We start from the raw sequence: 24,060 nt of genomic DNA, 5'->3' as shown, positions 1-24,060 counted from the left end.
CCGCTCAGGCGCGCGTCCGGCGGCGGTGCCGGGCCGGACGCTCCGCGGGGACCCCGTGGTCATGGGCGTGCTGGTCGGTGTGGGGCGTGAAGAAGCTCTCCTCCGCGGGAAGGGGCTCCGGGTCGGCCTCCGGGTGGTGGCGGGAGGCCGTCAGGGCCGCCAGCGCCGTGGTGATGGGCACGGCGGCGATGAGCCCCAGCGTGCCGACGATGCTGCGGACGATCTCCTGGGCGATGATCGGCGTGGTCAGCACGTCTCCCAGCGGCTGCTGCCCGATGCTGAACAGCAGCAGCAGCGGCAGCGACGCCCCCGCGTACGCCAGGATGATCGTGTTGATCACCGAGGCGATGTGCGCGCGCCCGATGCGGCCGGCCGCCCGGTAGAGGCGGGCGAAGCCGTAGGAGGGGTTGGCGTGGGCCAGCTCGGCCACCGTGACCGCCTGCGTGACCGTGACGTCGTCGAGCACCCCCAGCGCGCCGATGATGATGCTGGCCAGCAGCAGGCCCTGGGTGTCGATCTTCAGGCTCATGTCCAGCGCCAGCGCGCTGTCGTCGGTGATGCCGTTGAGCCGCGCGAACCCCAGCGCCCCGTACGACAGCACGCCCGTCAGCGTCAGGCTGGCCAGCGTGCCCAGCACGGCCACAGACGTGGCCAGCGAGAAGCCGTGCGTGAGGTAGAGGACCAGCAGCATGATCGCCGAAGCCCCCACGATGGCCACCAGCAGGGGCGGCTCGCCCTCCAGGATGCCGGGGATGACGAACGTCAGCAGCAGCACGAACGTGATCACCAGCCCCACCAGCGCCGTCACCCCGCGCCAGCGGCCGAAGGCGATGACCGCCAGCGCGAACGCCGCCCCGAACAGCCACAGCGGCGTCGACCGGTCGTGGTCGGAGATCTGGTATTTCCCGTCGGCGCCGCGCAGCAGGATCACGTCGTCGCCCGCCGCGAAGTGCTGGGCCCCCGGCCCGCTGGGCAGCCGCAGCGTGACGGCCTCGCCGCCCTCGACCCGGACGTCGGCGTTGCCGCAGGTGGCCGGGTCGGACTGAGGTGCGCCCTCCGGGACGGCGGGGCACTTCTTGAGCGTGACGCCCGTGACCGTCCCCGTGACCCGCTCCACGCTGGACCGGGCCGGATCGCCGGTGGCCTTCCCGTCCGGCCAGAGCCACAGCAGGCCGGCCAGCGTGATGACCGCCAGCGGCACCAGCACGGCCAGGCCGGCCATCACCGTGCGCCGGGAGCTGGGAGGATGCGCGTGATTGGCGCCCATGGCTGACGACAGTACTGCACCCCGGCCCCCTGGGTAGGCGTTAGGCATGTCGTGGCTGGTCGGCACTTCGGGGTGGCAGTACAAGGACTGGCGCGGGGTGCTCTATCCGGAGGACGTCCCGCAGCGGCTCTGGCTGGAGGAGTACGCGGCGGAGTTCCCGACCGTCGAGAGCAACAACGCGTTCTACCGGCTGCCGAGCCCCGAGACGTTCGCGGCCTGGCGGGACCGCACGCCCGGCGGGTTCGTGATGGCGGTCAAGGCCAGCAGGTTCCTGACCCACATCAAGCGACTGGCCGACCCGGAGGAGCCGGTGGAGCGCCTGATGAGCCGGGCCGCGGAGCTGAAGGACAAGCTCGGGCCGGTCCTGCTGCAGCTGCCGCCCACGCTCAAGGTGGACGCCGACCGGCTCGACCGATGCCTGCGCTGCTTCCCGGCGGGCGCGCGGGTGGCGGTGGAGCCGCGGCACGAGTCATGGTGGACGGAGGGCGTACGCGAGCTCCTGAGCGCGCACGGGGCCGCGCTGTGCTGGGCCGACCGGCTGGGCAGGCCGCAGAACCCGCTCTGGCGCACCGCGGAGTGGGGTTACGTGCGCCTGCACGAGGGGCCGTCCGGCTGGGCGTACGGCGACACCGCGCTGAAGACGTGGGCCAGGCGCGTGCACGAGGCGGGCTGGCGGGACGTGTACGTCTACTTCAACAACGATCCGGGAGGAGCCGCTGTGCGTAACGCGAGACGATTTGCCAGACTCGGCTAGTGCATACACGTCTCTACAGGAACGGCACCCTCGAAAAGGAAGGTTTTCCGATCGAGGAGGTCTCCGACTATGTGGAAGATCCCGGCAACACGGTGTGGTTCGACCTGTGCTGCCCCTCGCCCGCCGACCTCGGCGTGATCAGCGAGGAGCTGGGGCTGCACGAGCTGGCCGTCGAGGACGTACTGTCCGACCATCAGCGGCCGAAGGTCGATATATACGACAACCACTTGTTCATCACCGTTTATGGGGTGCACTTCGACGACGAGCGGCTCGACCCCGTCGAGGTCAACGTCTTCGTCACCAGGAACGCCCTGGTCACCGTCCGCGAGAACGACCACTTCGACATCCGCGAGGTGGTCAGGCGCTGGGACGCCAACACCCGGCTGGCCGGGCACGGCGTGGCGTTCCTGCTGCACGGGCTGCTCGACTACGTGGTCGACAGCCAGTTCGACCTGGTGCAGGACCTCGATGCGCAGGCGGAGGCGCTGGAGGAGTCGCTGTTCGACGAGGACGGCCCCCATGACGGCAGGGCGCTGCAGCGCACGATGTACGAGCTGCGCAAGAACACCGCCAGGCTGCGCAAGATCGCGATGCCGATGCGCGAGGTGATCTCGACCCTGCTCCACCGCGACCAGGACTTCATCGACGAGCCCGACATGGCCCCCTACTACGAGGACGTCAACGACCACGTCATCCGCGTGACGGAATGGGTGGAGACCATCCGCGACATGCTCGCGAACGTCCGCGAGACCCGCCTCGCCCAGCAGGGCTTCCGGCTGAACGAGATCATGAAGCGGGTCACGAGCTGGGCCGCGATCATCGCCGTGCCCACCGCGATCACCGGCTTCTACGGGCAGAACGTCCCCTACCCGGGCTCGGGCGAGCCGTGGGGGTTCTGGATCTCCACGGTGCTGGTGGCCGGCGTGTCCGTGTGGTTGTACGCGGTGTTCAAGAAGAAGGACTGGCTGTGAACTTCCGCGCGGCCCAGCGCAGCGCGGGCAGGTCGTAGGGCGGGCCGCAGGGCCCGCTGAGCGCGTCCGGGCGCTCCTCCACGGCCAGCCGCACCCGCGCGGCGCCGTCCGCCGGATACAGGGGCAGGCAGCGGCCGCCCGAGATGAGGGTCCGGCGGCCGATCGGCGTGGTGAGCAGCGACAGCTCCTCGTACGTGGCGGGCACGGCCAGGCGCAGCACCCACATGCCCTCCGGGGTGCGCGACCGCGTCCCGTCGAGCTCGTAGTACTCCAGGACGCTCTCGTTGGTCGAGACGACCGCCCGCATGGTGAACCGGCGGCCCTCCACGGTGAACACCTCCGCGGAGGGCGCCCGGTAGATCGAGTGCACGTACCCGATCGAGAAGGCGCCCGCGACGACGGGCAGGCCGTTCACGGTGAGGCGCCCGGCGCCGCCGCCGGAGCAGAGCCACGTCACCGCCGTGAGCGCCGCGAGCAGCCTCGTCAGGCCTTCTCCTTGTAGTAGCGGGCCGCGCCCGGGTGCAGCTCGACCGGCGCCACCTGCTGGCCCAGCATGACGTCGAGCTTCTTGGCCTCCGGATGCACCTTCGACAGCTCGGCCTTCTTCTCGAACAGGGTCTTGGTGATGTCGTAGGCGAGCTGCTCGCTCATCTTGTCGGGCACGAGCAGCACGTTCGCGATGCCCACGGTCTTGATCGTGCCGGTCAGCTTGTAGACGGACAGGTCCACGTCGAGGCCGACGTACTGCTGGCCGTAGGTCGACTGCATGGTGGTCAGCGCGTCGCTCGTGTCGAGCACCTTCACGTCCGGCTTGCTCGTGGCCAGGTCGGTGATGCCCGCCGTGGGCAGGCCGCCGACCCAGAAGAACGCGTCGATCGTGCCGTCCTTGACCGCCTGCACCGACTCGTTGATCGACAGCTGCTGCTTGGTGATGTCGTTGTCCGGGTTGATCCCGGCCGCCTGCAGGACCCGCCTGGCCACGACCTGGGTGCCGGAGTTGGCCGGGCCGAGCGAGACGCGCATGCCCTTCAGGTCGGCCACCTTGGCCGCCCTGACGCCGGGCGCGACCACGAGGTGGGTGTAGTTGTCGTAGATGCGGGCGATGGCCTTGATGGGCTGCTTCGAGGAGAAGGTGTCCTTGCCGTTGACCGCGTCGGCCGCCGTGTCGGACTGAGAGAAGCCGATGTCGGCCTTGCCGGAGGCCAGCAGCTTGATGTTCTCGACGGAGGCCGAGGTCACCGACGCCGTGGCCTGGGTGTTGGGGATGCTGGACGACAGCAGCTTGGCCAGGCCGCCGCCGTACACGTAGTAGACGCCCGTCGTGCCGCCCGTGGCGATCGACAGCCGGTTTCCGGAGCCGCCCGCGCCACCTCCGCCGCAGCCCGCCGCGGTCAGGACGGCGACGGCCACTATCGCAAAGATCCGCTTCACGCTGGGTCCCTTCTCCTGCTTCTGACGAGGTGCACGGCTCCGGCCACGGCCAGCACGGCCAGACCGGCGACGATGGGAACGGGTTCGAGGAACAGCAGCAGCACCGCGGCCACCGCCGCGAGCACGCGCTCGGGCCATCCGGCCAGCCCGCCGGTCGCCATGGCCAGCGCGGCGACGGCGACGGCCGAGACGCCCGTCATCAGCAGCACGGTGCCGATCGGCCCCTGCCCGAGCAGCGCCTGCCCGTTCGGCGTCAGCACGAAGGCGAACGGCACCAGGAACGCCGGCAGCGTGTAGCGCCAGGTCATCATCATCGTCTTGTACGTGTTGCCGCCGGTGATCGCGGCCGCCGCCACCGCGGACAGCGCCGTGGGCGGGCTCACCTCCGACAGCACCGCGTAGTAGAAGACGAACATGTACGCCTCGGCCTGCGTCACCCCGAGCGTCGTGAGCGCCGGGCCGATGATCACCGCGGCGATGATGAAGCTCGCGGTCACCGGCACGGCCAGGCCCAGCAGCATGACCGCGATGCCGGACATGAGCGTGGTCAGGATGAGGTTGCCCGCGGCGAAGTCCACGATGATCGCGCTGAGGTTGAGCCCGAGGCCGGTCTGCGTGATGACGCCGACGATGATGCCCGCCGCCGCGCACACCGCGGTCACCGGCAGCACCTCCAGCGTGCCCTTGGCCAGCGCCTGCCCGATGCGCCTGGGGCCCATGCGGTGCTGCGGGTCGAGGAAGGACAGCGCGAACGCGATGGCGGTGGCGATCACCACGGACTGGAACGCCGAGCGGTCCAGCGCCATCAGCACGATGATGAGGATGAGCGAGCTGAAGTGGTAGCCGAAGCGCAGCAGCAGCCTGCCCGCCTTGGGCGCGTCGACCTGCACGGCGTGGGTGCTGAAGCGGCGCGAGTCGATCTCGATCGCCAGGAAGATGCCCAGGTAGTACAGGAGCGTGGGGATCGTCGCGTACAGCAGCACCTCGAGGTAGCTGACCCGGAGGTACTCGGCGATGATGAACGCCGCCGCGCCCAGCGTGGGCGGCGACAGGATGGCGCCGATGCCGCCGGCCGCCAGGATGCCGCCCGCGGGCTCCTTCGGGTAACCGGCCCGCCGCAGCACCGGCCAGGCGACGCTGCCCAGGCTGACCGTGGTGGCCACACCGGAGCCCGACACGGTGCCGAGCAGGAATCCGGCCGTGGTGACGGTGCGGCCGGGGGCGGCGCGGGACTTGCGGAAGGCGGCGAAGCTCAGGTCGATGAAGAACTTGCTCGCGCCCGAATAGTCGAGCACCGCGCCGTAAATCGTGAACAGGATGATGTAGCTGGCGGCCACCTGCATGGGGACGCCGAAGAAGCCCTCGGTGCCGGTGTAGAGCTGGGACACGATCTGGCCGAGGTCGAAGCCGCGGTGCCCGATGGTCCAGTCAATCGGCAGATAGGCCCCGTAATAGGCATAAATCAGGAAAACTATGCAGATGATGGCCAGTGACCAGCCGACGGTGCGCCGTACCGCCTCCAGGAGCAGCACCGTCAGCGCCAGGCCCGCCACGATGTCGAGGTCCGTCAGCGCGGCGCCGGAGCCCCGGTCGCGGAACCCGTCGATGTCGAGCAGCGGATAGACCAGCACGGCCAGCGAGGCGGCGGCGAGCAGCCAGTCGGCCACGGTCGGCTGCTCGGACCGCAGAGTCCCCTCCGCCCGCGACACGCCCTCCGCTGAGGTCTCAGGTGGCGGGCTCGCGGAGGTGCCGCGTCTGAACAGGCGCGGCACCGACCAGCCCGACCGGTAGCAGAGGTAGACCAGCGGCAGCGCCACCGCCAGGAACGTCATCCGGTGCTCCAGCGCCTCCACCGGCCGGAACACCACCACCAGCGAATAGACCGACAGCAGCCCGCCGACGATCCACACGCTGAGCCGTAGCCGCCCGCCGAGTTGCCGCGCCGGGCGTTCCTGCTCGTGCGCGGAGACCAGCTCGGCCTCACGGTCGCTCAGCTCGGTCAAGACGTCCTCCCCCGACACGGCGTTGCAGCGGACTTTACGAGCCGGTTACGCGCGGAGGGAAGAGGCCGTTATCTTTTCGATCTCCAAGCGTCAGAACAAAGGCCGTGAATCCCCGGCAAGCCGTTCCACCGGCACCTCGCCGGCCTGGCTCCCGTCGCGCAGCCGCACCGACGCCCGGCCGCTCGCGGCCTCGCGCGGCCCCACGACGAGCTGGTACGGCACCAGCCGGTGCGCCCTGATCCTGGCCCCCAGGCTGCCCCGGCCGGCGGGCGCCAGCTCCGCCCGAAGCCCGGCGGCCAGGCAGCGGCGCAGCAGGGCCTCGGCGGCGGGCAGCTCGGCGTCCGACAGCGGCAGCACCACGGCCTGCACGGGCGCCATCCAGGCGGGGAACGCGCCCCCGTGGACCTCGATGAGGTGCGCGACCAGGCGTTCGATGCCGCCGATGACGCTGCGGTGCACCATGACGGGGCGTTCGCCGCCGGCATAGCGCAGGTCGAAGCGCTCCGGCTGGAAGAAGTCCACCTGGACGGTCGACAGGGTCGCCTCGCGGCCCGCCGGGTCCGCGATCTGGATGTCGATCTTGGGGCCGTAGAAGGCGGCCTCGCCGCGCTCCTCGTCGAAGTCGCGGCCCCGCTCCCGCAGCACGCCGCGCAGGATCGCCTCGGAGCGCGCCCACATGGCCGGGTCGTCCACGTACTTGCCGCCCTCCTCGCCGTCCTCGCCGCGCAGCGAGAGCCGGTGGCGCGCGGCGGCGATGCCGAGCTGGGCGTGCGCGGCCTCGATCAGGTCGAGCGCGGCCGACACCTCGGCGGCGGCCTGCTCTGGCGCGCAGAACACGTGGCCGTCGTTGAGCTGGACGGCCCGCACCCTGCTCAGCCCGCCGAGCACGCCGGACAGCTCGGAGCGGTACATGCCGCCCAGCTCGGCCACGCGCAGCGGCAGGTCGCGGCGTCCGCGCCCGCGCGAGCGGTAGATGAGCGCGTGGTGCGGGCACAGGCTGGGCCGCAGCACGAACTCCTCGCCGCCCACGTTCATGGGCGGGAACATGTCCTCCATGTAGTGCGCCCAGTGGCCCGATCTCTCGTACAGCTCGCGTTTGCCCAGCACGGGGGAGTTGACGTGGTGGTAGCCGTTGCGGCGTTCGAGCTCGTGGACGTAGTCCTCGACGGCCTTGCGCACGGCCGCCCCGGCGGGCAGCCAGTAGGGCAGACCCGCGCCGATCAGCGGGTCGGTGTCGAAGATGCCCAGCTCACGGCCGAGCCTGCGGTGGTCGTTCATGATCGTCCTTTGCGTGGAAAGGGCGAACGACCAGCTCCCGGGCGTCCGCCCGGGATGCATGGAATCAGCGCGCCGGGACCGTGTCCGGCGTCGTCGTGACGAGGGCGCGCTGCATGTTCCTCACGGTAGCATCCGGGCGCCCGTGAAAAAAAGTTTCAACAAGACCTCAAGGTTTGGCAAATGATATAAAGGCTCGGTGGCCGAGATCATCCTGGACGTCCGCCAGCTCCAGGCGTTCGCCGAGGTCGGCTACCAGGTCGCGGGCGGTGGTGGCGCGCACGCGGCGATGGCGGCCCTGCGCCGGGTGGTCCCGGTGGACGCGTACGAGTTCGTCGCCTTCGATCCGGCCACCGGGCGGCACCACAGCGTCGTGTCCGACGGCCACCACCGCATCGACCACGACGCGGCCGAGGAATACGCCAGGCTCGACGCGTGCCGCAGGGCCATCGCCACCCGCGCGCCGGTGGTCATGCCGGAGCCGGGCACCGAGCGCTACTTCCGGCGCCACCTCGCCCCCTACGGCTGGCGGGCGGGGCTGACGGCGCCGCTGTTCCTGAGCGAGGGCCGCTACACGGGGCTGCTCCACCTGGCCACGAAGGACGCCTTCCCCCGGCGCACGGGCGCGCTGGTCCTCGCGATCAGCCCGATGCTCGCCCACGTCACCGACCTGACCAGGTGCGTGATCGACCCGGTGGGGCTGCCGCGGGACTTCCGGGCGGTCGCCTTCGACCGGGTGGGGACGCGGCGCGAGGTGCCGGGCCACGAGGCGTCGGCCGCGCTGCGCGACGACCCGGCGGTGGCCGCGTTCGCCCGGGCGTTCATCGACTCGCGGGAGCTGAGCAGGCACGGGCTCTGGCTCGACCGCGAGGGGCGCTGGCACGAGTTACGGCTGCTCAGGGCCGGGGTCGGGTTCCAGGGGGCGCTCCAGGGAGCGGTCGTGGCCGAGCGGCCGTGCCCGCTGCCGTACGACCTCACGGGGCGCGAGGTCGACGTGCTCACCCTCGTGGCGGCCGGCGACTCCAACCCGCAGATCGCCGCCGCGCTGGTGCTCAGCGTCCGCACCGTGACGACCCATCTGGAGCACATCTTCGCCAAGCTCGGCTGCGACAGCCGTACCCGCCTGACCACCAAGGCCCTCGCCGAGGGCCTGTGCCGCCTCGACCTCCAGCTAGACGGCCACCCCGGCTGACAGGCGCGACCCCAGGAGCTCGAACCAGACCGTCGTCGTGCCCTCCTCGCGGGTGAAGCCCCAGCGGTGGCTGAGCGCCTCGATCAGCGGCAGGCCGCGCCCGCTGGTGGACTGCGCGCTCGTACGGCACACGCACGGCGGCCCGTCGGACCCGGCGTCCGACACGAGCACCCGCACCGCCGTCTCCGAGCTCGTCACGGTCACCGTGAACGACCCGCCCGAACCGGACCTGGTGTGCAGGATCGCGTTCGTGGCCAGCTCGCTGGTGAGCAGGGCCACGTCGTCGTACAGCGGGTGGTCGCGGCCGAGCGCGGCCGTCACGAGCCCCCGGGCCCTGGCCACCTGGGACGGCACGCCCGGGAGCCGGGCGACGAGATCACGGGAGTCGCCTCCGTCGACGCTGTGAAAGTCCGGCGGTGCCACGGCGACCTCCCCCAAATTCGGTGACGTTATGAGACGCGCCAGAGGTGGGCCGGAGATTATCGCGAAAAGGTAGGAATGACCTTGCCCGAGGTCGGCTGCACGACCGCGGACACCGACCGAGTACGCTGCGATCGACGAGTCGTCTAGGCCATAGGGGAGAGCGTGGGAGGTCTCGTGAGCAGCCTGGAGGCCGTCTGGGTGCAACCGTACGACCGGCCGGGGGCGGCGGTCGTGACCGGCGTCTTCGACATCCTGCACGTGGGCCACGTGCGCTACCTGGGCGCGGTGGCCGACCGCGGGCTGCCGCTGGTCGTCGGCGTCGAGGACGATCCCCGGGTGCGGGCCTGGAAGGGGCCGAGCCGCCCGCTCAACCCCGCGGAGGAGCGGGCCGAGGTGCTGGCCGCCCTCCGCTTCGTGACCGGCGTGTTCATCGTGACGGGGCCGCCCGAGGCACACGGGCCTGAGGACTACATCGACCTGCTGGCCCCCATGCGGCCCGGGGCGCTCGCTCACACGGCCGGCGACCCGCACGCGGGGGCGCGTGCGGCTGCCGCGGCGATCCTGGGGGCGGAGTGCTGGGAGATGGCCTCCATCCCCGGCCGCTCCACGACCCGGATCGTGAACGCGGCCGGCAAGGGCTGACGACCCCCGCCCCGGCAGCACCGCGCCCACGCTGGACCCGCGCCTACGGCGGTGTCGCGCCCGTGGGGGAGTGCGTCGGGGGCGGTGAGGCGGGGTGGGAGGCGAAGGTGGGCGGGAGGGCATGATCGCGTACGCTTTCGTGACATGACAGCCGACCTGCTGGCGAAACGCGTGACGAACCTGCTGGCACCCCAAGTGCTGGTGATCGCCATGCCGCCCCTGGTCGGCCTGCTCGCCCAGGGCTGGGGTGGCGCGGCGTGGGGCCTGGTGGCCTCGGCGATCTGCGGCGGCGTGCCGGCGGCGGTGATCGCGGTCGGCGTGCGCGCGGGCCACCTCGACTCCCACCACATCGTCGACCGCGCCCGCCGCACCGGCCCCCTGCTCGCCGCCGTGGCGGCCGTGCTGGTGGCGTTAGCCCTGCTGGTGCTGCTGGGCGCGCCGACGCTGCTCGTCGCCACCGTGACCGCGATGCTGGTCGCGCTGGCCGTCACCGTGCCGGTGACGCTGCGCTGGAAGATCTCCTTCCACGCCGCCGTCTCGGCGGGCACGGTCGTCGTGTTCGCCCATGTCCTGCCCGCCTGGCCGGCCGCGATCGCCGGGGCCGCCGTCGTGGCGCTGGTGTGCTGGGCGAGGGTACGCCTCACGCACCACACCTGGCCCCAGGTCGTCGTGGGAACGGTGGTCGGCACGATCGCGACCTGGGCGACGCTGGCCGCGTTCGGCCTGGGCTGAGCCCCCCCGCCGCCCCCGCCCCGGACCGGAATAGGGGCACCGCGGCCGGGGTTTGCGCTCATATGGATGCCACGAACCGCGGCCGGGTACGCGTCGAGCCGACGGCCAAGCGTGTGAGGACCTATCTCGGCGGCCGGGTGGTGGCCGACTCCACCTCCGCCCTCCTGGTGTGGGAGGTGCCGTACTACCCCACCTACTATTTCCCGCCGGCCGACGTGGACCAGTCCGCGCTCAAGGCCACCGGCGCGACCAAGCACTCCCCGAGCAGGGGAGACGGCCTGGTCCACACCGTCACCTCGGGCACGGCGGAGGCGGCCGAGGCCGCGCTCGTCTATCCCGACTCGCCGCTGGAGCAGATCCGCGGTTACGTCCGGTTCGAGTGGGACGCGATGGACGCCTGGTTCGAGGAGGACGAGGAGGTCTACGTCCATCCGCGTGACCCGTACACCCGGGTGGACATCTTGCCGAGCTCGCGGCACGTACGGGTCGAGGTGGACGGCGTGACCGTGGCCGACTCCCGCAGCCCGCGCATCCTCTTCGAGACGGGCCTGCCCGCCCGCTACTACCTGCCGAAGACGGACGTACGGCTCGACCTGCTGGAACACACCGACACCGCCACCCACTGCCCCTACAAGGGCACTGCGGAATACTGGACGGTCAACGGTCGGAAGGACCTGGCCTGGTCGTACCGCACGCCGCTGCCGGAGAGCGAGAAGGTCGCCGGGCTGGTCGCGTTCTACAACGAGAAGCTCGACATCTACGTGGACGGCGAGCTCCAGGAGCGCCCGAAGTCGAAGTTCGCCTGATCGTCGGCGGTCAGGAGGAGGGGGTCCAGCCCGGGTCGCGGCCGAGGTAACGAAGCAGCGCGGCCACGTCGTCGTCGCCGGGCTCGGAGTCCAGCACCGCGGCGTACGCGCCCCAGGCGCGCAGCGGCTCGACGATCTCCATGGCCACCTTCAGCAGGGGCCTGGCCAGCTCCGGCGTGAGCGGCGAGGGCTGGCCGGTCGCGACCGCGATGTCCCAGGCGTGCACGGCGGCGTCGAGCGCGCACGCCGTCGAGCCGGACCACGGCGACATCTTGTGCGGCGGCACCGGCGTCGGCACCTCTGCGGCGTCGCGGTCGACGCCCGCCCACGCGCGGGCCGAGCGCGCCAGCGCGTCCTGCGTGAAGGCCGACGGGTCCGCCTCCGGCTCGCCCGACGGCTCGAACGGGTTGAACGCCGGGCCGGGCTCGCCGGTCAGCGCGGCGGCGAAGCCGATCTGGTCGCCGACCGCGTGCTGCAGGACCTGGGTGACGTTCCAGGCCGCGCAGGGCGTCGGCAGGTGCCAGCCGCCGGCCGGCACGCCGCCGACGACCCGGCGCAGCGCCTCGTGCGAGGCGTCGAGAACGTCCCAGCCGCTGATGGTGATGTCGCTCATGCGCCCTCCTTCGTCGGTCGCATGAGCGACAGTCGGCTGTGTTCGATTGGTCGCTCGCTTCGCTCGCTCATTGGTGAGCCCCCTTTTCGTTGTGCCTTCAGTATAGCAGAACGGAATAGTTTGTTCCACTAGTTGGCGAGACTTGACGCCTCGGCTGTCAGGCCGTGGATCAGCATGTCCAGCGCCCGCTCGAAGTCCGCCGCCGGGTCCACGCCGTTCCGTGTGCTCCGCAGCAGCCTGCTGAAGTGCGGCAGCCGTACCGGGTCCATCTCGCGGATGTACGCGCTGACCCCCTGCTCGCCCGCGTGCACGCCCGGGTCGCCGGTGAACCCGCCCGTCGACAGCATCAGCGACCCGAACACCAGGCTGTTCACGGCGGTCAGCGCCCGCCACGCGCCCAGGTCGTCGAACCCCGCCTGGAACAGCGCCCCCACCAGCGCGTCGAGCGGCTCCAGCGCCCGTACGGAGGTCGGGTTGGACTGGTCGGTGACCAGCGCGAGCGGCACCGCCGGATGCCGGCTGAACACCCGGTGCATGCTCAGCGCCACCCCGCGCACCTGCTCCTGCCATGTCAGCGCCGGGTCCGGCCGCTCGACCTGCACGAACACCCGCTCGGCCACGCCGTCGAGGATGTCGGCCTTGTTCGAGACGTGGTTGTAGAGCGACATCGCCTCGACGCCCAGCGCCTTGGCCAGCCGCCGCATGGTCAGGCCCTCCAGGCCCTCGTTGTCGGCCAGCTCCAGGGCCGCGTCCAGGACCCTCTCCCTGTTCAGCGGCTCCCGTCGTGCCATCCGGCGCCCCTTCCTCGGATTTCTCGGATTGACAAAGCTTACGGTGTATGTGTACTACTTACTGCGTAAGCTTACGCCGTAAGTAGGGGAGTGGGGATGACCGACGTGATCATCGTCGGCGGCGGGCCCGTGGGGCTGCTGCTGGCGTGCGAGCTCAAGCTGGGCGGGGCGGACCCGCTGGTCCTGGAGGCGGCCACGGGCGAGGAGCGCCGCACGCGCAGCCTCGGCCTGCGCTCGCTCAACGCGCGCACCGTGCAGTCGCTGGCCCTGCGCGACCTGGCCGGGCCGGTCGCCGGGGAGCAGTGGGCGATGCTCGACGACCTGGCCGCGCGCCGCGATCCCGCCGGGGCCGACGTGGTCGCCATGATGGTGGAGCTGCTCAGGAAGGGGATGGTCAGCGGGCACTTCAGCGGGCTGCCGCTGCTGGACGAGGCCGGCAACGCCGAATACCTCATGCTCAAGCAGGACCGGCTGGAGGCCGTCCTGGCCGAGCGGGCCGCCGGCCTGGGGGTGCGGATCTGGCAGGGGTGTGCGGTGGCCGACGTCGCGCAGGAGGAGTCCGCCGCCGTGGCCACCCTCGCCGACGGGCGGACGGTGCGGGCCGCGTACCTCGTGGGGTGCGACGGCGGGCGGAGCGTGGTGCGCAAGCTGACGGGGTTCGCGTTCGAGGGGACGCCGCCGACGATGACGGGGCGGACCGCCGTGGCCGAGCTGGCCTCCGACGAGGCCGTGACGTCGTCCCTGCGCCACCCCGGCGGGCTGGCCAACCTGTCGCTGGTGCCGGGGGAGATCGCCACCATCGAGTTCGACGGCGGGCCCGGGGGCCGGGACGCGCCGATGACGGCCGAGGAGCTGGAGGGCAGCCTGCGGCGGGTGACGGGGCACGACGTGGTGGTCAAGGCGCTGGAGACCGGCATCCGCTACAGCGACAACACCCGGCACGCGCAGACGTACCGCAAGGGGCGGGTGCTGCTGGCGGGGGACGCGGCGCACGTGCACTCGCCGATCGGCGGGCAGGGGCTCAATCTGGGGCTGCAGGACGCGTTCAACCTCGGGTGGAAGCTGGCCCTGGTGGCCCGGGGGCTCGCGCCCGAGGGGCTGCTGGACACCTACACGGCCGAACGGCACCCGGTGGCGGCGCGGGTGCTGCGCAACACCCGGGCCCAGGTGGCGCTGATGCGGCCCGGGCCGCAGGTGGACGCCCTGCGGGAGGTGCTGGGGGAGGTGATCGAGCTGCCGGAGGCCAGGCGGCACTTCGCGGGGATGGCCGACGGGACGGCCGTGGACTACGCGCCCGGCGCGGCGCACCCCCTGGTCGGCCGCTTCGCACCGCGCCTGGAGGCGATCCCGGCGGCCCCGCCCACGGGCCCGGCCTTTGAGACGGCGCGGGCGGTCGCCGAGCTGCTGCGGGACGGGCGCGGCCTCGTGCTGGCCCTCGCGGGCGCGCCCGGCGACGGCGGGCTCGACGCCGCCGTGGCGGGTCACCGCGACCGGGTGCGGGTGGCGCACGCGGACACCGCCGCCGTGCCCACCGCCGCCGTGCCCACCGCGTCGGGCGCGGCCGGGAGCGCGGAGGTGCTGCTGGTGCGGCCCGACGGTTACGTCGCCTGGGCGGGCGGGCGCGACGGGGTCGCCGAGGCGCTCACCACGTGGTTCGGCCCGCCCAGGCAGGGACGGCCGGTGGTCAGGTGAGGAGGCGGGTGAGGACGCGGGTGCCGAATTCGAGTCCTTCCACCGGCACCCGCTCGTCCTTGCCGTGGAACATCCCGAAGTAGTCCAGGTCCGGCCGGAGCATGAGGGGCGCGAAGCCGTACCCCTTGATGCCGAGCGTGGCGAAGGACTTCGCGTCCGTGCCGCCGCTCATCACGTACGGCACCGGCCGCGCGAGCGGGTCCTCGGCCACCAGCGCGCCCGCCAGCGTGTCGAAGAACGCCGACGGGTACGGCGCGTCGGGCGCGTCCTCCAGGTTGACGAACTCGCGGGTGATCTTCGGCCCGAGCAGCGCGTCGATCGTCTCCAGAAACTCCTCCTGCAGCCCCGGCAGGTAGCGCCCGTCCACGTGCGCCTCGGCGGTCGAGGGCACCACGTTCACCTTGTATCCGGCGTTCAGCATCGTCGGGTTCGCCGAGTTGCGGATCTGGCTCTTGAACAGGCTGCCCAGCGGCCCGAGCCGGGCGGCCTCCTCGTCGAGGCGGTCGAGGTCGACCGGCTGGCCGGTGATCTCGGAAAGGTCCTGGATGAGGGCGGCCACCGACGGCGTCAGGCGTACCGGCCACTGGTGGGAGGCCACCCGCGACAGGGCGTGCACCAGCGTGGCGACCGGGTTGTCCACCGGCGGGCGCGAGCCGTGCCCGGCCACGCCGTGCGCGGTGAGCTTCATCCAGGCGGTGCCGCGCTCGCCCACCGCGATCGGGTACACCCGGTGCTCGCCGGAGGACACGCTGAAGCCGCCGGACTCGCTGATCGCCTCCGTGACGCCGTCGAACAGCCCCCGCTGCTCGGTGACGGCGTGCCGGGAGCCGTAGTCGCCGGTCGCCTCCTCGTCCGCCAGGAACGCCAGCACCAGGTCACGCTTCGGGCGCACGCCGCGCGCGGCCAGGTCGAGCACGGTCGCGAGGGTCATCGCGCACGAGCCCTTCATGTCGACCGCGCCGCGCCCGTACACGCAGTCGTCCACGATCTCCCCCGAGAACGGGTGCAACTGCCACTCGGCCGGGTCGGCGGGCACCACGTCCAGGTGGCCGTGGATCAGGAGCGCGTCGGGTGAGTCGCCGTCGATCCTGGCCACGACGGTGGTCCGCTTCGGAGCCGACTCGAACACCACCGGCTCGATCCCCGCGTCGGCCAGCAGCGTGGCCACGTATTCGGCCGCCGGTCGCTCGCCGGAGCCCGGGTTGGTGGTGTCGAACCTGATCAGATCCGAGCAGATCTCGGCAACGCTCTTCACGCTCTTCCCTTCAGTGTCAGCGGCGGCACCTCGGGCATCTCGATGTCGAAGATCAGCCCGTAGAAGGCCAGCTCGGCCTCCAGCACCGCGACGATGGTCTCCTCCCGGCGCCAGCCGTGCTGCTCGCCGGGATAGGTGAGCAGGGCCCACTCCTTGCCGTGTTTGTCCAGTTCGGCGGTGAACCGCTCGGCCTGGCTCACGTCCACGATCGCGTCCTCCAGGCCGTGCAGCATGAGGCACGGGCCCGACGCGCGGTAGGCGTTCAGGAGGGGTGAGCGCTCGGTGTAGCGGTCGCGGGTCTCGGGCAGCGGGCCCACCAGGCCGTCCAGGTAACGGGACTCGAAGTCGTGGGTCTCGGCCGCCCAGCTCTCCGGGTCGGTGATCGCGTAGTGCGCCACCCCGCCCGCGAACACGTCACTGTGCACGAGCGCCGCCACCGTCGTCCAGCCCCCGGCGCTGCCGCCGCGGATGGCGATCTTCGCGGCGTCGGCCCTGCCCAGCTCGACCAGGCCGCGCGCCACCCTGGCGCAGTCCTGTACGTCCACCACGCCCCACTGGTGGCGAAGCCGCTCGCGATAGGCCCGGCCGTACCCGGTCGACCCGCCGTAGTTGACCACGGCCACGCCGAGCCCCCTGCTGGTGAAGTACGCGATCTCCAGGTCTAGCACGATCGGCAGGTTGCCGGTCGGGCCGCCGTGCACGAAGATCACGTACGGGCTCGGGCCGCCCTCGCCGCCGGACGGCGGGTAGAGGTGCGCGTGCACGCCCTCGACGCTCACGGCCTCGGGGGTGGGGAGCAGGTCGCGGTCCGGCAGCGGCTTGGGCTGCGACACGACCTCGTGGGTGCCGTCCGCGAGGTCGACGAGGGTGACCTCCAGCGGCGTGTACGGGGTCGCGCCCACGGCCGCCACCTTGCCGCCCGCGACCGACACGGTCGAGGACCAGTAGGTGGCCGCGCCGCCGAGGTCCCAGATGTCGCCGGTCTCGGGGTTCAGCACGCCCAGGCGGCGCAGGTCCGGGGTGCCGTACACGACCGCGAGCTGGCCCGTGTCCGTGATGGCCAGGTACGTCATACCGGGCTTCCACGCGGCGGCGCCGAACTCCTGCTCGATCGGGGTGAGGTTCGTGGTGGGGGAGCCGTCGAGGTGGACGAGGTGGACGTTCCACCAGCCGGTGGGGTCGGTCACGGCGTACAGGCTGCCGTCGTCGCGCCACTCGGCCTGGGCCACCGACTCCTCGGGGCCTCCCGCGACGACCCGGTACGCGCCCGCCGTGCCGTCCTCGCGCAGCGGGGCCACGCACAGCTCGGTGCCGTCCCAGGGCATGTTCGGGTGGTCCCAGCCGATCCAGGCGACGTGGCGGCCGTCCGGGGACAGGCGCGGGTTCATCAGGAAGTGCTGGGCCTTGGCGATCACCGTGACCGGGCCGCCGTCCAGGGGGACCGCCACCAGGTCGCGCACGCCGTCCGTCTCCCGGACCGCCCACACCTCGTCCCGGCCGGGCGGGAGGTAGAGGTCCGCGTAGCGGTACGGGCCCTCCGGGGTGATCGCCACCGGCTCCGCCCCCTCGGCGAGGCGATAAAGGCGCTGGTCGGCCCAGTTCGTGAAGACCAGGCCCCCGCCCGGGAGCGGACGCCAGGAGCGCCCGCCGTACTCGATCACCCGGTTGCGCGCGTTCCAGCCCGGCGGCAGGGCGTCCACGCGGGTGCCGTCCGGGAGGCGGCGCACCACGCAGCGGCGCCCGCCCTCGTGCGGGCGCGGCTCGTCCCACCAGACCTCGACGCCGGAGGGCGTGGCCACCGCCTCCACCCACTGCGGGCCGCCGTCGGTCCGGGCCACGTCGATCGGTCGAATGCTCATCAAGTCACCAATTGCCATTCGTACAGGGAGGAAGTGGATGGTCGGGCGGGTGAAGGATGTACGCGATGCCCCCGCTGCCCGAGCTCCTAAGCCATACGTTCTCGAACGCTGCCCGCGGATAGACCCTTCGAACCGAGGCGTCCCCGGGAGCCGCGGGATCGTTGACGACGACGTCGCCCTCGGCGGTGAAACCGGTGACCACCAGGATGTGCCCGCTGGTGGAGTAGCAGGAACCGGGCAGCTCGGCCGCCTTGAACGACTGCGACGTGATCACCGGGACGCCCGCCCGCACGAACGCCTCCAGCTCCACCGCCGAGCGCAGCCGCGTCACGAACCCGGCCAGGCCGTACCGCCCCGCGTACGCCACGCTGAACGGCCAGTTGCCGGTCCCCTGGTAGCTCTCGTCGTAGGTGCCCATGGCGGCGTGGTCCACGGACGGGGCCGGGTCGCCGTCCCCCACCCAGGCCAGCTCGTCCGGGCCGGGACCGCGGTCCCAGTAGCCCAGCACCATGGCCACCGAGGCCGGGCTGCACCAGTTGGCGCCCCCGCCGTCCCACTGCGGATGGTGCCCGGCGTGCGCGTGCTGGGAGTGCGCGGGCACCGCCAGCTCCACCGCCCCCGCCGCGCCGAAGGGGCTCGGCGCGACCGGGCGCCGCGGCACGGCCGAGGCCATCACGCCCAGCCCGGTCACGCGCGCGTCCGCGCCGTGCATGGCGACCCGCACCTGGTAGGCCACGACCGGCCGCCGGGCCACGAACGTGTCCACCGCCACGTCCCCGTCCTCGTCGCCCTGACCGGGCACCGAGGTGCGGGGGCCGCCGTGCTCCGACCAGCGGCCCATGACGTACCACTTGGTGAGATCGCCCCGGGCGGTCCTGGCCCGGAGCGCCACCTCGATCCACGAGCCCGGCGGGGTGCGCGCGGTCCACGAGGGCACGAGCTGGGTCGCCGGGAACCCGACCCGCTGCTCCCCGCTCGTCCACGAGCTCGCCGACGGGCCCGCCGGTACGGCGAAGCGGGCGAAGGCGACGCGGGCCAGATCGACGGTGAGCACCAGCCACATTGTGGTTTTCGCACCGTGTGTCGCACATCGGATGTTTTACGTACCGGCCCTGATTTGTGTCGGTGGTGATCTCTATGGTTCGGGGCATGACTCAGGCGGTACAGGCATACTCCTACGCGGGTCCCTCCACGCTCACCGACGGCAGGCTCGGTCTCTCGACCTCCGGCGGCACGGCGTTATCGGGGCCGCGGACGCACCCGCGCTTCTTCAGCGGGCTGCTCACCCATGCTGCCCCGGCCGCGGCCGGGCTGCTGGCCGTGGCGGATGTCGCGCTCGCCCGCTACCACCAGCCCAGGCCGGGCTGGACCCGCGACCCGGTGGTGACGTGCGACGGCGGGCGGCTGCGGTTCGAGTCGTTCTCGGCCTGCGGCGGCGTCTACGCCCGGCTCGACGTGCTGGAGCTCGACGGCGACGTGCTCGACCGGGGCACCACCAACGTCGACGTCAACGGCCCGCTGCGCGAGTCCCTGGCCAGGGTGGGCGGCCGGGACCCGCTCCACCTGGGCGTCGGGCCCGACGAGCTGACCGTCACCACGCTCGACGGCGCGGTCGTGGAGAAGAAGGTGCCGTTGCCGTCGCGGTGGCTGCGCGGGTTCGCGGAGGTGCAGGTGATCGCGGCCGGATGGGACCTGCGGGCCGAGCTGGCCGGGCCGCAGGCCGTGCGCTTCCTGCGCTCCCTGCCGAAGGGCGCCCGTTCCACCGTGTGGGCCGTCCCCTCGGGCCGCGACCTGCGCCTGGCCTCGGGCCCCGCGCGGGGTGGGGTCTGCCTGTCGGGCACGGCTCGGGTGGCCACGCTGCTGCCGCTGCTCAGGTTCGCCAAGGCGCTGAGGGCCTACGGGCCCGCCGACGGCTCGTCCACGGCCGGCGCCTGGGAGCTGGAGCTGCCCGGCATGCGTTACACGCTGGCGGTCTCGCCCGAGCCGTGGCGCGGGTTCTCCGGCGAGGGGGCGGTGCTGTCCGACCTGGCCACCGACGAGGCCGCGGACGACGCCGACGTGGTCGGCATGCTGCTCAACTTCGAGCCCACGGTCGAGCTGGGGCTGCTCGCCGACCGTTCGGGGCTTTCGCCCGAACGCGTACGCGCCGCCCTCACCCAGCTCGGCACGGCCGGGCGCGTCGGCTACGACCTGCACGAGGCGGCCCACTTCCACCGCGAGCTGCCCTACGACAGGGAGCAGGTGGCCGAGCTCAACCCCCGGCTGACGGCCGCCCGCGCGCTGGTCGACTCCGGGGCCGTGCGCCTGCTCGGGGAGACGGCCCTCGGGGAGACGGCCGAGGTGACGACCGACGGCGGGGTGCGGCGGGTGCGGATAGTCGAGGGCGAGTGCACGTGCCCGTGGTGGTTCGACCACCGGGGCTCGCGCGGGCCGTGCAAGCACGTGCTGGCGGCCAGGATCGCCGCCCGCGTCGCCGTAGAGGTCGCTCCGTGACCGCATGGGAAGCGGTGGTGGCGGCCATCGACACCGGAGACCCGCAGCGGGTCGCCGACCGCGTGCTCGCCCTCGGCGAGCGCGAGCGCCGCGAGGTGGCCGCCCTGCTCCCCGGTCACATCGCGGTGGCCGAGCGCCGGGCCGAGGCCCGGCAGCTTGAGCGCATCACCAGGCGGGAGCGCGAGAGCGAGGCCGCCTGGCGCGAGCACGTGCGCCGGGCCAGGAGCGTCGGCCGCACCGTCCACGAGCGCGAGCGCTGGGAGTGGAACACCCCCTGGAACCCGCTCTGGCAGCCCGGACGCGAGGAGACCTGGGTCGATCCCCTGCGGGTCGCGGGCGCGGCCGCCATCGGCGGCGCGGCGGCCGTCGTGGCCTGGCTCAACCGGCGCGAGTTCCAGGACCGCTGGGAGGTGAGCGGCGACACCACCGCCATCCTCGAACGCGTCCTGTCCACCCGCCCGGCCGCCTGGCAGGAGGACTTCGCCACCCGCGCCGCGATCCGGCTGCGCCCCGCCCCGCGCCGGCGCCGCCGTTCGGACGAGACCGACGCGATCGCCCTGGCCATGCTGCGCCGCACGGGGGTGGTCCCGCCGGAGCACGACCCCCTCGTCGTGGCCTGGGTACGCCGGCCGCCCGCCCCCGGCGACCCGCTGCTCGACCACCTCCTTCCCCGGATCTTCGAGGCCGAGGGCGTGGGCGCGGCCCTGCGGGGCGAGCGCGCGGAGCCGCCGGCGCCCGGCACCTGGCTGGCCGCACTCACGGAGCTGGCCGGCCAAGGCCGCCGCGACCTGCTGCTCGACGGGTGCGTACGGCGCTTCCTGCGCGGCGGCGAGGCCACTGACCTGCGCTTCTTCGTCCGCCTGCACGAGCTGCTCGAGCCGTCCCGCGACGAGGTGAGCAAGCGGGCCGTCGACTACCTGCGGCTGCTGCCCGCCGCGCCAGGGGCCGTCGCGGAGATGGCGCTGCGGCACCTGCGCGGGCTCGACCACCTGGACCGCGCGGAGGTGGCGGAGGCGCTGCGGGCGCTGCTGTTCAGGGCGGAGCGCAAGCTGGTGACGGCCGGGCTGACCTGGCTCGACGCCGTCGCCCCCGGCTGGCCGGGCGACCTCGACGAGCTGGCGCCCGCGCTGGGGTACGCGTTCGCCTGCGAGTCCGCCGACGTGCAGGGGCGGGCGGTGCGGGTCGCGGTCAAGCACGCCAAGCGGTTCACGCCGGTGGGGGCGCAGGCCCTCAGGGACGTCATCGGGCAACTGCCGCCGCAGCTCGGGGAGACGCTCGCGGCGGTGTTCGGCGGGGAGGCCGCCGAGGAGCCGCCGGAGCCCTTCACACCCGTGCCGCTGCCCGCGCCGCGCTACGCCGAGGCGTTCCCCGATCCGGTGACGGCGCCCGTCGAGCTGGGACCCCGCGGGGGCGGATGGGAGGCCGCGGAGCTGTGGCTGGCCGGCGTCGTACGGCTGCACCACGACGATCGGGCCGGGCTCGTGACCAGGCTGTCGGAGTGGCGGCCGGGCGCCCGCTCGCCCGAACGGCCGTGGCCGGACGTCTGGCAGTGGGCCGAGGAGATCGCCCGGCTGATCCTGACGGGCGCCTCCCCGGCCCAGGGGCTGCCCCGGCCCGGCTCGGTGTCGGCGCCGCACCTGTTCCTGCTGCGGCGCTGGGCCGAGGTCCACTCGGCGCTCCAGGACGGCACTCTCCCGCCGTACCTGCTGGCCGAGCCCACCGAGGGCACCGGGCACGTGGACGCGGCGGAGCTCGTGGCGCGGCTGGCGGGCTACGAGCGTCGCGGCGTCGAGGCCCTGCCGGCGGACCTGCAGCAGGCGCTGCTGCGGCTGCCGCGCGAGGCGGCGCCCGAGGTGGTGGCGCGGGCGCGGCGGCTCACCTCGGAGGCGGGGCGGGCGGCGGCCCGCTGGATGGACGGCGGACGCCCCGAGCCGGTCACGGAGATCGGCTGGCTCGGCTCGGGGCGGCTGGACCTCGGCGAATACCGCGACGACCAGGAGGCGGCCACCACCCGGACCCCCGACCTGGAGCCCAGGATCCGGGTGGCGCCGACGGGGCTCGCGCTGGTCGACGAGCTGCTCGCCGAGCCCGGCTGGCGGCGGCGCGAGGGGCAGGGCGGGCTGCTGCCGTGGTGGCCGTACGTGATGCCGTCCCACCGGGAGGTCGTCGCGCTCCACTTCGTCCCGCACCTGCTGTACGGGTGGCCGGCGCAGGGGCCGAAGCCGGCCGAGGTCTACGCCCTCTCGCTGGCCGGCGGGCCGTGGGGCGAGGGGATGGCGCTCGTGCTGGCGTGTCTCCTGGCCGACCCGTCCTGGTCGAAGCTGCCCGTGGTGCGGGCGCGCCTGATGGTGGACCTGGCGGCCCGCGGCGACGGCGACGCCGGGGAGATCGGGCGCCAGCTCGGGCTGCTGCTGCGCAGGACGTGGCTCAAGCCCGGCCCGGTCTTCGAGGCGCTGGAGAGCGCCGCCGAGCAGGGGGCGCATGAGGACGTGTGGCGGGTCATGACCGGGTTCCTGCCCGTGTTCCTGCCGGGGCCGGAGGAGCAGCCGCAGACCCGGCACACCCAGGCGCTGGCGTTCGCGCTGCGTGCCGCCCGGTGGGCCGGGGCGCGGGAGCCGGTGCCCTGCGTGGCGGAGATCGCCGAGCGGCGGGCCTCGAACAATTTCGTCCGCGAGGCCCGCCGCCTGCACACCTACCTGACGTGACCCCCTCTGGCCGGCGCGCCGGTCAGAGGTACAGGCCCGTGGACTCGTCGCCCGGCTGCGGGGTGAACTCGCGGCCCGCGCGCAGGGCGTACAGCTGCGCCAGCGTCGCGCCCGACGGGCCCACCCCGTTGGTGGAGCCCAGCCACGTGACGGCCTCCTCCTTCGACAGCGGGCCGACCTCCACCTGCGCCAGGCAGCGGCCGGGGCGGACGACGGCCGGGTGGAGGCGGGCGAGGTCCTCGTTCGTGGTGATCGCCACCAGGACGTCCCGCCCCTGGCCGAGCAGGCCGTCGGTCAGGTTGAGCAGGCGCGAGAGCCCCTGGCCCGCCTGGGCCTTGGCACCCGAGCTGATCAGCTCGTCGCAGTCCTCCAGGACGAGCAGCCGCCAGCGCTGGGTGTCCTCGTCGGAGTCGTAGCCGACGGCCACCTCCATCAGGTAGCCGGGCTCGTTGAACAGCCGCTCGGGGTCGAGCACGCAGTCGACCTGGCACCAGTCGTGCCACTGCTTGGCCAGCGTGCGCAGCAGCGTCGTCTTGCCGGTGCCCGGCTCGCCGTGCAGGAGGATGAGGCGGCCGTTGACGTCGGCGGGGGTGATCGACATCAGCCGCTCTAGGGCCGGGCGCACCTTGCCCGAATAGTTTTTGCTGATCTCGGCCCAGGGCTGCGCCGTGATCGGCTTCTCCGAGCGGGTGCCGCCGTGCATGCCCCGCCACCAGAAGCCCATCTCGACGTGGTCCACCTCCGGCATCGCCTCTTCGGCGCCGTCGATGCTCTCCGCGAGCACGGTCTTGGCCAGCTCCTCGTCCACCGCCGTGACGCTGACGGTGGCCGTGCGGTTGCGGTGACGCACGACGCGCAGGGTCCAGCCCTCACCGGCGATGAGCCGCGACTCCGAGCCGTCCTCGACCCGCGCGGTCCGCAGCAGCCGGCCGTCGGCCGGGCTCAGCGGGGCGTCGGGGCGTACGCGCTCCAGGTTGGCCAGGCGGGACCACGGTTGCGCACCCGTCGCGAACGGCGACAGCGCCAAGGCGTCGATGACGTCGATGGCGGAGTCGGCGTCGTCGATCCAGATGTTCATCGGGAGCTCGGAAGACTCCCGGCTGGGGAACGGCACCTCCCTCATCACAGACATAACGTTAATGATCCAGCGTCCAGT

At 72.8% G+C, this 24,060-nt stretch carries 21 protein-coding genes; 9 read left to right on the top strand and 12 right to left on the bottom strand.

Translation table 11 applies throughout. The annotated features are described in order from the left end of the window. Positions 1 to 4: 4 nt before the first annotated feature. Positions 5 to 1,267, bottom strand: a complete 1,263-nt coding sequence (locus tag ABZS69_RS00970; RefSeq protein WP_355364297.1) for a YibE/F family protein — start codon at positions 1,265 to 1,267, stop codon at positions 5 to 7. A gap of 46 nt (positions 1,268 to 1,313) precedes the next feature. Between ABZS69_RS00970 and ABZS69_RS00965 the strand changes: the two genes are divergently transcribed. Together ABZS69_RS00965 and ABZS69_RS00960 are read left to right on the top strand one after the other, a co-directional pair. Beyond that, the gene (locus tag ABZS69_RS00965) at positions 1,314 to 2,021 is read left to right on the top strand and encodes a DUF72 domain-containing protein (protein WP_355364294.1); all 708 of its coding nucleotides are present in this window, start codon (positions 1,314 to 1,316) and stop codon (positions 2,019 to 2,021) included. After that, complete coding sequence (locus ABZS69_RS00960; RefSeq protein ID WP_355364291.1) at positions 2,021 to 2,992, top strand: magnesium transporter CorA family protein; 972 nt, start codon at positions 2,021 to 2,023, stop codon at positions 2,990 to 2,992. The genes ABZS69_RS00965 and ABZS69_RS00960 overlap by 1 nt, the downstream gene beginning before the upstream one ends. Here ABZS69_RS00960 and ABZS69_RS00955 read toward each other — a convergent pair. The 4 genes from ABZS69_RS00955 to thrS form a co-directional block, all read right to left on the bottom strand. Beyond that, positions 2,970 to 3,449, bottom strand: a complete 480-nt coding sequence (locus tag ABZS69_RS00955; RefSeq protein WP_355364288.1) for a DUF1850 domain-containing protein — start codon at positions 3,447 to 3,449, stop codon at positions 2,970 to 2,972. The genes ABZS69_RS00960 and ABZS69_RS00955 overlap by 23 nt on opposite strands. A gap of 26 nt (positions 3,450 to 3,475) precedes the next feature. Then, positions 3,476 to 4,423, bottom strand: coding sequence for a TAXI family TRAP transporter solute-binding subunit (locus ABZS69_RS00950; protein WP_355364285.1), 948 nt, complete (start codon positions 4,421 to 4,423; stop codon positions 3,476 to 3,478). Continuing rightward, complete coding sequence (locus ABZS69_RS00945) at positions 4,420 to 6,426, bottom strand: TRAP transporter fused permease subunit (RefSeq protein ID WP_355364282.1); 2,007 nt, start codon at positions 6,424 to 6,426, stop codon at positions 4,420 to 4,422. The genes ABZS69_RS00950 and ABZS69_RS00945 overlap by 4 nt, the downstream gene beginning before the upstream one ends. A gap of 90 nt (positions 6,427 to 6,516) precedes the next feature. Then, positions 6,517 to 7,764, bottom strand: coding sequence for a threonine--tRNA ligase (gene thrS, locus ABZS69_RS00940; protein ID WP_355364279.1), 1,248 nt, complete (start codon positions 7,762 to 7,764; stop codon positions 6,517 to 6,519). A gap of 136 nt (positions 7,765 to 7,900) precedes the next feature. On the opposite strand from thrS, the gene ABZS69_RS00935 reads away from it, so the two are divergent. Beyond that, entirely contained in the window at positions 7,901 to 8,893 is a 993-nt protein-coding gene (locus ABZS69_RS00935; protein WP_355364276.1) for a LuxR C-terminal-related transcriptional regulator, read from the top strand. Here the strand turns inward: ABZS69_RS00935 and ABZS69_RS00930 are convergent. Continuing rightward, the gene (locus ABZS69_RS00930) at positions 8,873 to 9,316 is read right to left on the bottom strand and encodes an ATP-binding protein (RefSeq protein WP_355364274.1); all 444 of its coding nucleotides are present in this window, start codon (positions 9,314 to 9,316) and stop codon (positions 8,873 to 8,875) included. The two genes, ABZS69_RS00935 and ABZS69_RS00930, sit on opposite strands and share 21 nt — an antisense overlap. 174 nt (positions 9,317 to 9,490) lie before the next feature. Here ABZS69_RS00930 and ABZS69_RS00925 point away from each other — a divergent pair, with 174 nt between their 5' ends. The 3 genes from ABZS69_RS00925 (at position 9,491) to ABZS69_RS00915 (ending at position 11,496) form a co-directional block, all read left to right on the top strand. Further along, on the top strand, positions 9,491 to 9,958 hold the full coding sequence (locus tag ABZS69_RS00925; RefSeq protein ID WP_355364271.1) for an adenylyltransferase/cytidyltransferase family protein: 468 nt from the start codon (positions 9,491 to 9,493) through the stop codon (positions 9,956 to 9,958). A gap of 144 nt (positions 9,959 to 10,102) precedes the next feature. Continuing rightward, positions 10,103 to 10,690 carry a hypothetical protein gene (locus ABZS69_RS00920; RefSeq protein WP_355364268.1) on the top strand — a complete coding sequence of 196 codons (588 nt, stop codon included), beginning with the start codon at positions 10,103 to 10,105 and terminating at the stop codon, positions 10,688 to 10,690. Positions 10,691 to 10,752: 62 nt separating this feature from the next. Beyond that, a complete protein-coding gene (locus ABZS69_RS00915; protein ID WP_355364265.1) occupies positions 10,753 to 11,496 on the top strand; it encodes a DUF427 domain-containing protein in 744 nt (247 codons plus the stop codon). Positions 11,497 to 11,506: 10 nt separating this feature from the next. Here the strand turns inward: ABZS69_RS00915 and ABZS69_RS00910 are convergent, their stop codons facing one another. After that, complete coding sequence (locus ABZS69_RS00910; protein WP_355364262.1) at positions 11,507 to 12,109, bottom strand: TIGR03086 family metal-binding protein; 603 nt, start codon at positions 12,107 to 12,109, stop codon at positions 11,507 to 11,509. 128 nt (positions 12,110 to 12,237) lie between these two features. Beyond that, entirely contained in the window at positions 12,238 to 12,900 is a 663-nt protein-coding gene (locus tag ABZS69_RS00905) for a TetR/AcrR family transcriptional regulator C-terminal domain-containing protein (protein ID WP_355364259.1), read from the bottom strand. Between the two features lie 96 nt (positions 12,901 to 12,996). Here ABZS69_RS00905 and ABZS69_RS00900 point away from each other — a divergent pair, with 96 nt between their 5' ends. Then, the gene (locus tag ABZS69_RS00900; RefSeq protein WP_355364256.1) at positions 12,997 to 14,592 is read left to right on the top strand and encodes an FAD-dependent monooxygenase; all 1,596 of its coding nucleotides are present in this window, start codon (positions 12,997 to 12,999) and stop codon (positions 14,590 to 14,592) included. Here ABZS69_RS00900 and ABZS69_RS00895 read toward each other — a convergent pair. The 3 genes from ABZS69_RS00895 to ABZS69_RS00885 are packed head-to-tail and all read right to left on the bottom strand — an operon-like array spanning position 14,585 to position 18,769. Beyond that, positions 14,585 to 15,847 (bottom strand): M20/M25/M40 family metallo-hydrolase, encoded by a 1,263-nt coding sequence (locus ABZS69_RS00895; RefSeq protein WP_355364253.1) that lies wholly within the window; start codon positions 15,845 to 15,847, stop codon positions 14,585 to 14,587. The two genes, ABZS69_RS00900 and ABZS69_RS00895, sit on opposite strands and share 8 nt — an antisense overlap. After that, on the bottom strand, positions 15,844 to 17,706 hold the full coding sequence (locus tag ABZS69_RS00890; protein ID WP_355364250.1) for a prolyl oligopeptidase family serine peptidase: 1,863 nt from the start codon (positions 17,704 to 17,706) through the stop codon (positions 15,844 to 15,846). The genes ABZS69_RS00895 and ABZS69_RS00890 overlap by 4 nt, the downstream gene beginning before the upstream one ends. A 4-nt stretch (positions 17,707 to 17,710) precedes the next feature. Continuing rightward, entirely contained in the window at positions 17,711 to 18,769 is a 1,059-nt protein-coding gene (locus ABZS69_RS00885) for a C39 family peptidase (RefSeq protein ID WP_355364247.1), read from the bottom strand. Positions 18,770 to 18,855: 86 nt separating this feature from the next. Between ABZS69_RS00885 and ABZS69_RS00880 the strand changes: the two genes are divergently transcribed. Next, complete coding sequence (locus ABZS69_RS00880) at positions 18,856 to 20,199, top strand: SWIM zinc finger family protein (protein ID WP_355364244.1); 1,344 nt, start codon at positions 18,856 to 18,858, stop codon at positions 20,197 to 20,199. Continuing rightward, entirely contained in the window at positions 20,196 to 22,904 is a 2,709-nt protein-coding gene (locus tag ABZS69_RS00875; protein ID WP_355364241.1) for a hypothetical protein, read from the top strand. The genes ABZS69_RS00880 and ABZS69_RS00875 overlap by 4 nt, the downstream gene beginning before the upstream one ends. A 22-nt stretch (positions 22,905 to 22,926) precedes the next feature. Here the strand turns inward: ABZS69_RS00875 and ABZS69_RS00870 are convergent, their stop codons facing one another. Further along, positions 22,927 to 24,036: a DUF5925 domain-containing protein gene (locus ABZS69_RS00870; protein WP_355364238.1), complete on the bottom strand. Its 1,110-nt coding sequence runs from the start codon at positions 24,034 to 24,036 to the stop codon at positions 22,927 to 22,929. Positions 24,037 to 24,060 lie beyond the last annotated feature (24 nt).

It is taken from the genome of Nonomuraea sp. NPDC005650, from assembly GCF_040605375.1.
Classification (GTDB): domain Bacteria; phylum Actinomycetota; class Actinomycetes; order Streptosporangiales; family Streptosporangiaceae; genus Nonomuraea.
The sequence above is the reverse complement of the archived record's forward strand: the minus strand, read 5'-3'. Positions and strand labels throughout refer to the sequence as shown.